This window comes from Brasilonema sp. UFV-L1 (assembly GCF_012912105.1).
Lineage (GTDB): Bacteria > Cyanobacteriota > Cyanobacteriia > Cyanobacteriales > Nostocaceae > Brasilonema.
The window spans coordinates 25,326-39,531 of the sequence record NZ_QMEA01000155.1; the positions used below are offsets into that span (position 1 = coordinate 25,326).

At 41.4% G+C, this 14,206-nt stretch carries 12 protein-coding genes and 2 pseudogenes; 4 read left to right on the plus strand and 10 right to left on the minus strand.

Going from position 1 to position 14,206, the window contains the following annotated elements; all coding sequences use genetic code 11:
- The 3 genes and pseudogenes from DP117_RS29270 to DP117_RS29280 all read left to right on the plus strand — a co-directional run.
- Positions 1-316: pseudogene (locus DP117_RS29270) on the plus strand (IS1 family transposase); the annotation flags it as partial.
- 104 nt (positions 317-420) lie between these two features.
- Positions 421-829: pseudogene (locus DP117_RS29275) on the plus strand (IS1 family transposase); the annotation flags it as partial.
- A gap of 331 nt (positions 830-1,160) precedes the next feature.
- On the plus strand, positions 1,161-1,376 hold the full coding sequence (locus DP117_RS29280) for a hypothetical protein (RefSeq protein WP_169221719.1): 216 nt from the start codon (positions 1,161-1,163) through the stop codon (positions 1,374-1,376).
- Here the strand turns inward: DP117_RS29280 and DP117_RS29285 are convergent.
- From DP117_RS29285 to fdxB, 8 genes are all read right to left on the minus strand, one after another.
- Positions 1,373-1,651 (minus strand): hypothetical protein, encoded by a 279-nt coding sequence (locus DP117_RS29285; protein WP_169221729.1) that lies wholly within the window; start codon positions 1,649-1,651, stop codon positions 1,373-1,375. The genes DP117_RS29280 and DP117_RS29285 overlap by 4 nt on opposite strands.
- A gap of 194 nt (positions 1,652-1,845) precedes the next feature.
- A complete protein-coding gene (locus DP117_RS29290) occupies positions 1,846-2,307 on the minus strand; it encodes an ArsC/Spx/MgsR family protein (RefSeq protein WP_169221720.1) in 462 nt (153 codons plus the stop codon).
- An 82-nt stretch (positions 2,308-2,389) separates the two neighbouring features.
- Positions 2,390-3,001 (minus strand): cupin, encoded by a 612-nt coding sequence (locus tag DP117_RS29295; RefSeq protein ID WP_169221721.1) that lies wholly within the window; start codon positions 2,999-3,001, stop codon positions 2,390-2,392.
- A gap of 146 nt (positions 3,002-3,147) precedes the next feature.
- Positions 3,148-3,630: a hypothetical protein gene (locus DP117_RS29300; RefSeq protein WP_169221722.1), complete on the minus strand. Its 483-nt coding sequence runs from the start codon at positions 3,628-3,630 to the stop codon at positions 3,148-3,150.
- 61 nt (positions 3,631-3,691) lie between these two features.
- Positions 3,692-4,288, minus strand: coding sequence for a heme-copper oxidase subunit III (locus tag DP117_RS29305; RefSeq protein ID WP_169221723.1), 597 nt, complete (start codon positions 4,286-4,288; stop codon positions 3,692-3,694).
- Between the two features lie 196 nt (positions 4,289-4,484).
- Positions 4,485-6,173 carry a cytochrome c oxidase subunit I gene (gene ctaD, locus DP117_RS29310; protein ID WP_169221724.1) on the minus strand — a complete coding sequence of 563 codons (1,689 nt, stop codon included), beginning with the start codon at positions 6,171-6,173 and terminating at the stop codon, positions 4,485-4,487.
- A gap of 244 nt (positions 6,174-6,417) precedes the next feature.
- A complete protein-coding gene (locus tag DP117_RS29315; protein ID WP_169221725.1) occupies positions 6,418-7,425 on the minus strand; it encodes a cytochrome c oxidase subunit II in 1,008 nt (335 codons plus the stop codon).
- Between the two features lie 681 nt (positions 7,426-8,106).
- Positions 8,107-8,400, minus strand: a complete 294-nt coding sequence (gene fdxB / locus DP117_RS29320) for a ferredoxin III, nif-specific (protein ID WP_169221726.1) — start codon at positions 8,398-8,400, stop codon at positions 8,107-8,109.
- Positions 8,401-9,521: 1,121 nt separating this feature from the next.
- Between fdxB and DP117_RS29325 the strand changes: the two genes are divergently transcribed.
- The gene (locus tag DP117_RS29325; RefSeq protein WP_169221727.1) at positions 9,522-11,114 is read left to right on the plus strand and encodes a helix-turn-helix domain-containing protein; all 1,593 of its coding nucleotides are present in this window, start codon (positions 9,522-9,524) and stop codon (positions 11,112-11,114) included.
- 343 nt (positions 11,115-11,457) lie between these two features.
- Here DP117_RS29325 and DP117_RS29330 read toward each other — a convergent pair whose 3' ends face one another.
- Positions 11,458-12,648, minus strand: coding sequence for a hypothetical protein (locus tag DP117_RS29330; protein ID WP_248277878.1), 1,191 nt, complete (start codon positions 12,646-12,648; stop codon positions 11,458-11,460).
- Between the two features lie 213 nt (positions 12,649-12,861).
- On the minus strand, positions 12,862-14,206 hold a 1,345-nt coding region (gene ppsA / locus DP117_RS29335), incomplete at its 5' end, for a phosphoenolpyruvate synthase (RefSeq protein ID WP_169221728.1).

Below are 14,206 nucleotides of genomic sequence, written 5' to 3' on the forward strand. Positions count from 1 at the left end.
AAAGTGTGCATCAACTCAAATTCGCAAGAATGGGAAAAAGCAAGGTAAACAAAATTACATCTGTGTTCAATGTAGCCGTCAGTTTATTGATTCTTATCAACCGAAAGGTTATTCAGAAGAATTTAAACGTGAGTGTTTGGAAATGTATGTGAACGGTTCGGGGTTTCGTGCAATTGAACGAGTCAAGAAGGTACATCATACAACTGTCATAAACTGGGTTAAAGAAGTTGGTAATACATTACCAGATACGCCCGAATATGATGAAATACCTGAAATTACTCAAGTAGATGAGCTGGAAACTTTTATCGGCTCACGCATTTGTCCCCTAAAAAATTGGCAGCCTTTGTTTGATTGATCGGTGGGACAAGACGGGTACTCGTAGTAGTAAGGCTGCCAATTTTTTTCGTGTAAGACCTCGTCAAAAAAAACAAAATTTGGCTGTGGACAGCGGTAAATAAACATTTTCCGGGGGTGATAGCCTGGGTTTTAGGCGACCGTAGTTCAGAGAGTTTTAAGCTTTTATGGCAAATTATAAGCTGTTGGCATTCTTATTTTTATGTTACCGATGGTGAGACAGCCCTGCAGGCGGGTTTCCCGCCGTAGGGGACTGCGAACCCGTTAGGCGCAGCCGTGGCGTCAGCCATAGGGTTATCCAGTTTATCCTTGTTTTATATCTGAGGAAGATCATATTGTCAGCAAAACCTATATGACAAGAGTGGAAGGAGAAAATAGTCGATTTCGGCATTATCTTGCTCGGCTACATCGTAAAACTTTCTGCTACTCTAAATCAGCACAAATGCTGGAATATTCAATTCGATTAGTAATATAACAACTAGGTACGGTTCCGTGGCGCTGCGGGCGCTGTGCGCCCGCAAGCTTGAAGCGATTCCTACGGAGAGCTACGCTTAACGCCTGATTCATACTTCCATTCAGCAACGCCTAAAAAAAGGATGTCGCTTCAAAACGTCGGCTTACTCTTCTAGTTGTAATAGGTGTAGCCGCTAACTGTATACAAGCTGATTGCCGTGACAGCTTATTAAAAATATAGTGCAAGACTTCTTGGCAAATTACTGAAAGAATATGAACCATTTTTGGTTAAGATACGGTTATGTGATTCATGGGATTTCACTTATATATAAGTTCATGCTTGAAGTTTTGAGTTGAGGAGTGCCATTGACCCCAAAGTAGGAGACAAAGTTCTGATTCTACGCCCAGCATACGTAGCCGGGAAAGTCGGAGTTATCTGTGATCAAGAGATGCTCTTTTGCGGTCATCTCAGCGGACGGTGGCTCATTCGGTTAGATTCTGAAGATATTGTGGTGTCGTTGACCCCAAAAGAGTTCAAGGTGGTCAACGATGATTTTAAGATGTTTTAAGTCACATCTGGTGATTCTGACTCGCCTGGTGGCTCGTCGCCAATACCAAGCTCTTTTTTGCTATATTTTAACTTTTTCCACAGCGCTTTAATCTGGTTGTAAGCATCTAACGGAGAGATTTTCCCAGACGTTTCTAAAGACGTGATGTAGCTGACTTTTTGAGCGAAGATTTGAAGGTTGGCATTAAAGACTAAGTTCTCTGGCTTAACCTGACCGTAGTAGCGACCACGAGGGTAAAGAAAGTTATCTTTGTCTCTTTGATTAGGCTGTTCCATCGGCTCATCCTTATTCATTTAGGAGTATTTAACCTTTTCTTAAATAAAGTGTTGTTTTTAACAAAAAACTTTTTTCTGATTACTCATCATCTTTCTTAAGACATAGTTTGAACAATATCAGGAATTTATGAGTAAAAAAGGTGCATCACATTTAAGCGATGCACCCAAGGTATCTCAGTCCTAAACGAACTCATCTAGTGTTGACACGAACCTCCTTGATGTTTGTGTTCATGTTTATGAGAGCAAGTTTGCAGATCCTGGTTCATCAACTTTTCACTAATTTCTTTGAGAGTTGCATCCTTGGGTTTTAAGCCAATCCAAGCATCTATTTTTTCCACCTCAAAGCCGACTTCACGGCGATCGCCTACTTCAATCAAAGGACGGCGAATCAACAGTGGATCTTTTAGCATCAGCATTAAGGCAGTTTCACCGTCTATTTGTTCAGGAATGATTTCACCTGATTGTACCCGTGGGGCGGCACGGTTAAACCATTCGACCACAGGGCGATCGCCAAAAAACGAGCGTAAACGTTCAGCACTCCAAGGTTCTGTGAGCAAATTGTACGCCACAACTTCATGACCTGCGGCTGTTAGCAGAGTTTTTTGTTTAGTACCACCTTTACAGCCTGGTTTTTCATAAAAAATGACTCTTGCCATTTCAGTCTCTCCGTTATTAGTTAATAGTCATTAGTCATTTAGCGATTCTCTTCTCTACTCTTTTAACTCTCCTGCCTACTATTTAAAAATTTTTCGCCGTATGTGTCACAGTGTCAAACTCAAAACGCTCTCGCATATGAGTTTCACCATAAATATTGAAAGTCACAGTTGGTTGATTACCGACTGCTTCTACACTGTGAATTGCATCAGGAGTATAGCTAATAATATCTCCTGGAAATAAAGTTAACTCTCCTGTTCGTTCAATTTTGTCTTTAAATTCTGAGTGAGGTTGTCGCTGCCAAAATGTATTTCTCTCTTCTCCTTTTAACACAGCAACAACACCCCAAGTTCCATGATTATGAATTTTTGATAACGTTCCTGGTGCCAGTGTTACCGTTTGCACAGTAAATGGAAAACCTAACTCATCATAAAGGAGAACAACTGAGATTCCTGTTTGAGCAGAAGGCTCTAAATATCGACTTTGTACCCAGTAGGAATTAACAATTAACCGCCTGACAAGCATCCGAATTTCTGGAAGATGGCTGATTTCGTCTTCAGTATCACTGAGGACATCTTCTACTTCAGTTAGAAATCGATGAAATCGATAATCATCTCTCAGTAAGTCCCATGCTCTGACAGATTTACAGGTTTGATACTGTCCGTCTTCTGTAACAAGCCAATCTCTTCCTTTCATATGTTTTAAATTGTAGAATAAATGATAATTTTAGCCTCAGCTTCATATATAAATCATATTTTATTTTTGTCGAAAGGTTGAGTTTTCCGACTGCTTTAAGAAGTTGAGAATCTTGTTGATCATGAATAGCTTAGAATTGCTAGAATTCATTCTTCTTCGATTGGACGTGTCAAAATATTGTATACAATGCTTGCTCCAAACTCATTTTTGTCATCAATTTCTTTTACTTGAGTACTGATAATTTTTGCTTTGTCTATATCTCCTAACTTTGCTAACACTAATCCATAAGCCGCATAAGTATTTAGATATAATCTAATGATTGCTTCTTCTTTACGACTCATTAATATTGGCTTAGCTATTTCCCATTTATCAGATAGCTGCTCTGATGCTTTGATTTTAGCTAGAACTTTTCCTGCTATTTGCAACGCCATATAATAATTATTTTTATAGAAAAAGTATCTATAAGCAGCGACTAAGACATCTGTAGATTCTTCTGTTATGGCTAAAGCTTGGTTAATATACTTTTCTGATTCTGAAGTATTTTCCCAATGTTCTGCAGCTAATCTCAATAACTGTTTAACGTCTTCTGATACTTGAAACCATGAAAATTTTTCGGCGTCGATTTGCATAATAATTCTCCTTTCGGAATGGGGAATAGGTTTTACCAATTTCCTATTCCCGATTCTCAAATTAAAACCTGGTGAGAATGTACAGCAAGGTGAAAAGAACAATCCAGATGATGTCTACAAAGTGCCAGTAAATTTCTGCCATTTCAATGCCAGTGTGTTTGGTGGCAGAATAGTGACCAGGACGACGGGAACGCCATACCACACCTAAAATTAACAACAGTCCCACAAAAACGTGCAAACCGTGGAATCCTGTCATTAAGTAAAAACAGTTGGCAAATACATTAGTTGTCAGACCGTATCCTAAACTCATGTACTCAATAATTTGACCCAGCAAGAAAATTGCGCCCATGACAGCGGTAATTTTGTACCACTTCCGCATACCTTGGACATCATTCTTTTTGATTGCTGCATCACCTAAGTGAATGACAAAACTACTTGAAACCAGAATAATAGTGTTAATTGCAGGCAACAATAACTCTACTTCGGTTCCTTCTGGAGGCCAAACTTCAGCACCGCCTCGAAAAAATAAATAAGTGGCAAAAAATCCACCAAACATCAGAGATTCAGAAACCAGGAACACTAATAGCCCTAAGACTCGCAAATCTGGATGATGTTCTTCGTGATGGTGTTCTACACTCGTCGATGTTGCTATAGCCATATCGTCTGCGCTGTGAATAAGTGTCAAAACGGGTGAAGCAAAGACCCCTTACCCGCCCAGAAGTTCTGGGCTATGTAGTGAAAGTGCATGCTAGGTCTCTACATTAGAACTGAAAAGCACCTTGGTAAGCCTTTAATCCTCTTGAGAAGACTTTTGTTATGAACCAGGGATTTTAACCCCTGGCAATAATTGTGAACTAAGCACTAGCCTCAGTTGCAGCAGATGGCTGTATTTCAGCACTGTGGTTCAAGCCGTAGTCGTAAGGACCATGAGTAACAACGGGCAATTGTTCCCAGTTTTCAATTAATGGTGGTGAGCTGGTTGTCCATTCTAAGGTGAGAGCATTCCAAGGATTATCGCCTGCTTTTGCTCCAGCAATCCAACTCCAGAGAATATTGATGGTAAACGGAATCACCGATGCTGCTAAGAGGTAAGCACCAATGGTACAAATCTCATTGAGGTGGGCAAATTGCGGATCATACATCGCAACTCGTCGGGGCATTCCTTGCAAACCCAACTCGTGCATGGGTAGGAAGGTGAGATTTGTGCCAATGAAGGTGAGAATAAAGTGAATGCGACCTAGAAATTCATTCACCATTCGTCCTGTCATTTTGGGGAACCAGTGATAGATTCCGGCGTAGATGCCAAACACGGAACCGCCAAACAAGACGTAGTGGAAGTGCGCCACCACATAATAAGTGTCGTGGACGTGGATATCAAAGGGGGCTGTTCCCATTGTCACGCCGCTTAAGCCACCCATGACAAACATGGATAACAAGCCAAGTGCAAAAAGCATGGCAGTTGTGAAGCGAATTTTACCACCCCAAAGGGTTGCAACCCAGCCAAAAATCTTCACACCAGTGGGAACGGCAACAATTAGAGTGGAGATTGTGAAGAACATCCGCATCCAACCGGGTGTACCGCTGGTAAACATATGATGTACCCAGACAAACAAACCCACGACGCAGATTGCCAAACTAGAATAGGCGATCGCCTTATACCCAAAAATTGACTTACGGGCGTGAACTGGAATCACTTCGGACATAATGCCGAAGATAGGCAGAATCATCAGATAAACTGCCGGGTGAGAATAAAACCAGAACAAGTGTTGGTAAATAACAACGTTACCGCCTGCATCTGGTTTAAAGAACGATGTCCCAAAGTTGAGGTCAAACAACAGCAACACTAATCCCGCTGCTAACACAGGAGTGGAGAGAAGTGCAAGCACCGAGGTTGCCATAATTGCCCAGCAGAACAAGGGCAATTGGTCCCATTTCATACTGGGAACTTTCATCTTCCAGATGGTGACCACAAAATTCAGCGAACCCAGAATTGAGGATGTTCCTACCAAGACAATGGCAAGTATCCACAGCGTCTGCGCGGTGTTAGCTGTCACTAAACTTAAAGGTGGGTAAGCTGTCCAACCAGATTGCGAACCGCCGAAAATAAAGCTAGCTGCTAGCAGTAAGCCTGCGGGTGGGTTTAACCAGAAGGCGATCGCATTCAGCTTGGGAAAAGCCATATCTCTAGCACCAATCATTAATGGCACTAGATAGTTCCCAAATCCGCCAATTGCACTGGGTACGATCCATAGAAAAATCATGATCGTGCCGTGATTGGTCATGAAAGCGTTGTACAAGTTAGGGTCGATTAAATCTGCATCTGGTGTCGCCAGTTCGGCACGCATGACAACAGCCATGAGTCCACCAATGAGATAAAACACGAACGCCGTAACCAGGTATTGGATACCAATCACTTTGTGGTCAGTATTAAATGTGAAGTAATCGTACCATTTCCACGCTTTATGCTCTGTATGAGCAACCACGTGAATATTGGATTGATTGTCTTCAGGCGGAGTGTTCCGTGGAAGTTCTACTTGGGTCATAAGCTGCTAAACATTTAGTTTGCTCGTTTAGGCTGATGGGGAGACCCCCTCCGGGGGAATTCAAAATTCAAAATTCAAAGTTCAAAATTAAGAGTCTTTTTTGAATTTTGCATTTTGAATTTTGTTCGCGTAGCGTGCCCTTTGGGCATATTTGAGCGTTAGCGCAGCGTGCCCGCAGGGCTCAGCGAGTGGGGAGGTGGGGAGAATAATAATTATTAACTCCTGACTTGGTGACTCCTGTCAGCTATTTTTGAATTTGAGCCAGAGTTGCAGATGTGACTCCCATTTCTTGCGCGTGGGGAGCAAGAAACTTTGATGTGGATAAGTCTGCTGGATTAACTGCAACGGCTTGTTTCAGGTCTTGCTGTTGGGCAATGCGGTTTTCAGAGAGCCAGCTTTCAAACTCTTCTGGTGTGTGAACAATAACTTGTGACCTCATTGAGCCATGATAGCCGCCGCAAAGTTCTGTACAAACAACCGGATATGTACCTGGTTTGGTGGCGACAAATCGCAGTTGTGTTGGAATACCAGGAATGGCATCTTGCTTCAGACGGAATTGGGGCACCCAAAACGAGTGAATTACATCTGTTGCAGAAATGTTGAGTTGCACGTCAGCACCAACTGGAACGTGTAATTCTCCAGCATTCACTCCACTCTCAGGATAATCAAAGAGCCAAGCAAATTGCATTCCTGTGACGTTGACAACCAAATCGGCACTTTTGCCTTGTTCTTTGGGAGTTGCGCCAATACCAATTTTAGGAGTTTCTGCTGGTGCTGCTATTTCTGACTCATCCGGTGAAGCGTCACTTAAGGTTGCAGCAATGGCACTTCCTGGCATTTGGGCAACATGAGTTGGGGAATGGCTATGAGCCATGTTATGAGGACTCCCCGCTTCAAATCCTCCCATGCGGTTAAAAACATCAACGCTGTAAATTCCTAAGCAGAGGACGATTATAGATGGGATAGCCGTCCAAAAAATTTCTAGAGGAAAGTTGCCTTCAACGTGTACGCCATCTGTATCATCGCCTCGACGGCGACGAAACTTAACCAAAAAAATCAGGATGGTTCCTTCTACCACTAAAAACAAGGCGGTGGCAATGGAGACCATAATGTTAAAAAACCCGTCTACCAAAGGCGCTTGTTGTGATGCTTGTATCGGTAGTAAACCGTGGTTTTGTCCAACCCAAATGCTGACAATTGTAACTAATATCCCAGCCACTAGAGTCCATAGTGAAACAGGAATTTGTTGCATAAATACCTGCTCTCGTGAAACGTCATTGAAGGTGTAATTTTCTGGGTTTTACCTCAGTACACCGCATCCTACGCTCTTGATATATACTCTCAGCGAGGAAATAGAATAGTTGTGTGTGTCGTGTTCATAGCTAATTGCTAGAAGTCTCCTTAGTCATGTGTTTCTTGTCCATAGATTTGGTTGTTATGACGTCGTACTCATGACCAAGAAAGAACGTAACGGTTCAGGAACTGTGGAGCTTAGGGATAACCTTACTCCTTCTTATTCATAACGCAATTAGCTATTGTCTTAACCAAATTTATTTTCTATGTTTTTTCTGGAAAACTTGGGGGAATTTTAAAATCTTTTAATCCTTTTCTCCCCCAAAAAACTTCAAACTATCTCTTAACTGCTGGTACAGAGCTTTGCACTTCAAGATAACTGAGTTGCAGAGGAGGTCGCTGTTAGTTCTAGTGATTCCTTAGGCTATCTTAGCAGCAAGTTTTTATTTGTTTATAGCTGACAATTTCAGATTTACGGATTTGTTTACTGTGAACTTTTTTCTATTATGTTCCTGTAACTTTTAATATTCCCCTCTCGTTACCCTGCTACTAAACTGAGAAGTTGTTCTCTACATACACAGACTTCACACTTTTCTCAAACAGCAGTTTCTTTCACCTATCTCTGAACAACTCAAAAACTCTAGTTATTTAATGCAGAGTGAGTATAGCAGTTCTTGGAACAAATTCTCGCGCAAGCTTCACAACCCACACAGTTTTCCTGATGAGCAACAGTCATCACTTTCTTTTCAATTTCATCATCATCTTCATCTTCGACAAATTCTCCTTCTTCGTTCATTGCTTTTAACAGCAGTACATTATGCCCACAGATTTTAAAGCATCTGCCACAGCCAATGCATTTCTCTTGGTCAATTTCCTGAACAAATTTAGGTGTCCAAGTTTTACCACCAAATGTTAATCCTGTTAGCGTTGCCATGAATTTACTCTCTACTCTGCATCTGTTTGACTTTTACGCTCATCTTAACATAATCTCAATTCTCTGTTTTTGAAGTTTGGCTAGTTTTTTTATTAAATGAAAATTTGATGACTTACCAAAAAACATGAAAACTCATATTTAAAATCTAAAAGATAATTGTTTGCAAATAGTTTTTAATAGTAACTAGATAACAAAATTAGGAGCATACCAAATTTGCACAAATACTTGACCCGATACCCACCCGATTCGTGTGCAGCGTTGTGCGTACTAAGTTTTAACGTGAGAGGCAGTTGCTTGCCTTTGGTAACCTCAAAGCAGTATTCGTCTGACTATCTGCGTGGGCTAAAAAGTTTTTAGGTTATAGTGTTTTAAAATACATAATGATGATATTTTTTAGCTTGTTAAAAATATCAAACAACCACTTATTACACAGAATAAAAGATAAAACTTATGTGTCTTATTGTAGGCAGTTAATGACGCTGACTCAATGAAAATGAGGGAATTTAAATTTTGTAATATAAATAACTAAACAACAATATATAGTAATTATTAATATTTTCAATAAAAAAAATAATGTTCAAGAGTGAAAAGAGTCAGTGTTCTTGACTAACAATTGAAGAAAATACTTGCTTAGCCATCAGAAATGTTATGGAATGACTTATGAAAGATAATATTCACCAAACCATGTTTAGCTCATTAGGAACAAATTGATATAAATATTTATGAAATCTTAGAGAGTAAGAAATATTAAAGATTAGGTTCGGGTTTCAAGCCTTCAATCAGTGAACAGTTAAAAGTGAACAGTGACCAATGAAGGAGTCAGGAGTCGTGACGTCAGTCGTCAGAAGTGGGAAGTCGAAAAACTCAATTCTTTATTTCTTCCTTCTGAATACTAAATTCAGAATTGCTGAATTCTTCTTCAAACTGATAACTGGTAACTGATAACTGTTAAATAGCATCTAATCGGATGCGCGGTCTGAATAAGGATGTGGTTCAGTAGTACGGCAAGTAAAATTTCTTGTTGCCAAAAAAATAATGTGGTAGTAAGTCGTGAATTAAGAGGACACATCCAGGGGAGACTTGAGCCAGACATCTCAACGATTAAAGTAGGAAAAAGCCTTATGCCTTATACAATTCCTAATAACAGTTGCGTTGGATGTGACAACTGCCGTCCCCAATGTCCTACTGGTGCAATTAAATTAGAGAACAATGAATACTGGATCGACTCAAGTCTATGTAACAACTGCGAAGGTTATTATCCCGAACCCCAATGTGTAGTTACTTGTCCGATTCATTCACCCATACCCATGCAGGCGAAAAGGGGCAGATGTAAAGTTGATCTCAGAGATGTGACTAGCCCAGATTTATTTGCCAACACCAAAAGCAATCCATTTGCATCGGCAATTGTGATCTGGGAGGCTTGCAATGTACTGTCACAGAGAACTTCACTACCTTGGGAAATTGATGAATATGGAAAGGTGTGTTATCGCCGACAAGTTAACCAGGGGCGAGGGGCGATCGCATTTCATCTGATGAAACCATGCAATGGAAGCGAACTAGCAACAGACTTAGGAATCGTTGAGACGCTGGATATCAGGGCGGCTTGTATACATTTGATTTTTGCAGCTCATGCGACTGCTTTAGATCAGCCTTGGCAGCAGGAGTTTACCATCGACGATCGCCAAATTGAAAGATATTTGGGGTTAGAAAAACGCAAAGACCTAAGCAAAACTGCTAAGTTGGCTTTAATGAAAAACTTGGTGCAGCAAACTTGTTCACTCGTCACCTCGATTAATTGGCCCCAACAAGGTCTTGTCAAAGGATTTTCATTGCAAGGAAGTCGTTTGTGGCACATAGTCAAAATTCAGCATCACTTTCAAGAAGATGATCTTGGTTGCAAATATTTGGTTGGACTCACTTTTAAGGTAAAAGCAGGTCTGTGGGCGCAGCATTTCCTAAACAAACAAGGATGCAAAGAACGAAGTACATTTTATCAATATGGTAGTTTGCCAAAATCTCTGTTAACAACAGTCATGAGTATTTGGCAGCAACACGAAGGAGCAGCGCGACTAATGTTGTGGTTGCTGTTTAAGACTAAAATGGGTAAAGAACAGCGGATTACAGTTCCCACTTTACTGCGTGTTGCTTACGGCGAACACAAAGTCAGCCTTGCTTGCAGAAAACGGGAAGAACGCAAGCGACTACTACGAACTTTTGAAAACGATTTGGAAGTCCTCAATCATTACGGTATGAAACCAAACTTCGACCCAGTGACATACCCAAGCGCGATTCAACCTTTATGGGCGAAGTTAGTCAATATTCCTGAAGATCCAGACGATGCGTTAGAGTTTTGGATCAAAGACGCAAGCGGAAAAACACGCCTAACGGATACTGGTCCTCGTGGTAAGTGGAATATGCTCATGAACGCTCGAATTCTGTCGTTTACACTTCCTCCAGAATGGGAGCATCAAAGTACTGAATCTGAAAAAAAGCAGCGCACCACAAAAAACCGGATAAAATCAAAAACCACAGCAGGTTACCTCCTAGGTGAACAAATTTTGCAGGCAAGGAAAAACCTGAATCTTTCGCAAAGAGAATTGGCAAAACTGGCAGGTAAAAGTCAAAGCTGGATTCGAGATTTGGAAAATGGTCGCCTCAAAGCCAAATTAGAAGACCAAGCAGTGCTAAGAAAAGTGCTGGGAATTGCTAGGTAGCTATGTTTGATTATTAGTTACAATGCAGCTGTTGTCCTCGTTAATAAGCTCAACAGAGGGCACATGAGGCGCTTATGCATGACTCCTAGTCATACCTGTCGGCATAGCGCTTTCTTCGCACTGGCTCCATCCAAAATCTAAAATCTAAAATCTTATGAGGTAAATTTGGTGCAAAAATGGCAGGGTAGTCAAAACAGGTGAGTTATTCACTCAGTTTAATAACTTTTGTCAACAATCTATAGACAGGTATTTTTAAAAGTCATATTCTAATAGTTCCTTGATTCAAGTTCACGTTAAAGCACTGGAAGTCGATAAATGATCCAGTGCTTTTTGCTTTCAAACTCTATGTTTTGGGTTCGTCCTTGGGTTTGGGTTTAGGTTTGGGCTTGTCTTTATTAAAGGAAGTATTGTCCTTATTAGAACTATTGTCCTTGTTAAAGTATGGTTTGCTTCTTGGCGCTTTGGTATCCTTGCCCGCAGCCCTGAGAGCAGCTTTCTTTTCTGCCATTGCTGTCGCCTTGTCTTCCTTGCTCACCTTGAGAAATTTCGGTGCTTTTTCTACAGGTTCAGCCAGCTGCTCAACGAACCCAAAAACATCCCGCCCAGGCAAGAACTTCGCTTTAACCTGTACAAAAACGGGGCGTCCTTGTTCTTCTTTGGTAGCTTTGGGATTGAATCGAAATGGTCTTGCTGGGGCATCCTTCCAAATTAAGGGGATGTGGCTAGCTTTCATAAACTTGACTTTTCTAGCTACCTCTGTGGTTTTTATATATTCCAATCGTTGCTGATTGAAATTTCGGAACACAGAGATACATGGAGTTTGGCAGACAGGAATAAACTGCCACAAGCCACAAAGTTTAAACTCCATGTCTTGAAGTTCGCCTGAAACCACCTCTTCTTGGCGTCCTTTATCAAAACCGACTAACTGAAAACTAACCTGAGGAGGTTGCTCTCTTTTAGGGAAATGAATAAATTTAGGATAAACAACCAGTCGTTGGTTGGATTGACTCGTCGCTTCTATTTCTTTCTTGAGCGCTTCAAATGCTTTCTGTTTGCGTGGAGCATAGAAAAGTGGGTATTCTTTACGTCCTATAGTGACGCTGCTTTTACCCTCATCAGTAAATCTGACTTCCCCAGTAATCACCCCAACAGCTTGAAATATTGCGGTTGATTGTTCCGATTTCGGTTCTTCTTCTGCTTGTTTTTCAGCATCTACTTGAACTTGTTCTTGATTAGATATCGTTTCAGGCTGTTGGGCCTGTACGGTCTGATCTGTTTGTTCCTGTGTAGCTGGTTCAACTGGTTCTGCTGATTTTGATTCTTGTGGTGGGACTGGTTCTGGCTTTGGTGCTAGTTCAACTAGTTCTGCTGATTTTGATTCTTGTGGTGGGACTGGTTCTGGCTTTGGTGCTGGTGGGACTGGTTCTGCTGATTTTGATTCTTGTGGTGGGACTGATTCTGGCTTTGGTGCTGGTTTGGGTTTTAGGGGAAGAATCTTAAGCAGTTCGTTACGAGGGGGTTTTGGATCTGGCATAATTGGGGTTTAGAGCAAAAGATCAATGTTCTTAATATGATACAAGGCACTGGAAAAACTCGGTTCTCCCAGTGCTTTTTAATTATCTACTATTTGAATTCTCGCTCCAAGTCATCAACAAGATCACTAGACCATGTTTTTGTGATGATCTCGATTAACCAGGCGGCGTGCTCACGCCTAACTGGGAGCAAATGTCATAATATTTATAATATTTCATGATCGCTGTTCAACTTTGGCGACCTCCAGCATAGTTTTTAAAACCGAATCTGGATTTAAACTCATCGAATCAATTCCTTGTTCAACTAAGAACTGGGCAAATTCTGGGTAATCGCTGGGTGCTTGTCCACAAATACCGATTTTACGATTGTGTTTTTTGGCGGCGGCGATCGCGAACTTCACCATCCGCTTAACACCCTCACTACGTTCATCAAACAACCGCGCTACCAATCCTGAATCTCTATCTAAACCAAGTGTCAGCTGAGTCAAATCATTAGAACCAATCGAGAACCCGTCAAAAACTTCTGCAAACTCCTCAGCCAAGATGACATTATTGGGTAACTCGCACATCACATAGACTTGCAAGTCATTCACACCCTGCTTCAAACCATTTTTCGCCATTTCTGCCAACACCAGACGCCCCTCATCAGGAGTACGACAAAATGGAATCATTGCGATGACATTTGTCAACCCCATTTCATGCCTGACTCGCTTGAGGGCTTGGCATTCCAGAGCAAAAGCTTCTTTGTAGCCTTCATCATAGTAACGCGCTGCTCCTCGCCAGCCCAGCATCGGATTTTCTTCTTCTGGTTCAAACTGTCTACCGCCCAACAAGTTAGCGTACTCGTTACTCTTGAAGTCGGACATCCTGACGATAACTGGTTTGGGATAAAACGCAGCAGCAATTCTACCAACACCTTGAGCTAATTTATCAACAAAATACTGGGGTTTGTCGTCATAAAGCGCAGTGATTTCAGAAATCTTAGCTTTCACATATTCATCATTTATTTCGTCATGATGAATCAGCGCCATTGGATGAGTTTGGATATGATTGGCGATGATAAATTCTGTCCTAGCTAAACCAACCCCATCATTAGGAATTGCAGACAAACTAAATGCTTCTGAAGGGTTACCCACATTCATTAAAATCTGGGTACGGGTGCGGGGTAAGTCTTCTAGCGGAACTTCTTTAACTTCAAAAGGCAATAACCCTGCATAAACCCGCCCTTCTTCTCCTTCTGCGCAAGAAATCGTAATTTCTTGACCATTTTTTAGAATTTCTGTTGCGTTACCACATCCCACAATTGCAGGTACACCCAATTCTCGTGCAATAATCGCCGCGTGACAGGTGCGTCCACCTTGGTTGGTGATAATCGCACTAGCTCTTTTCATTATCGGTTCCCAATCGGGATCGGTTCTATCTGTGACTAAGATTTCCCCTGCTTGGAACTGTTCGATTTTATGCGCATCTAAAATGAGGTGTGCTTTACCTTGACTGATAGCTTCTCCTATAGCACGCCCGGTTAGAAGAGGATGGGGGGATGAGGAGATGGGGGGATGG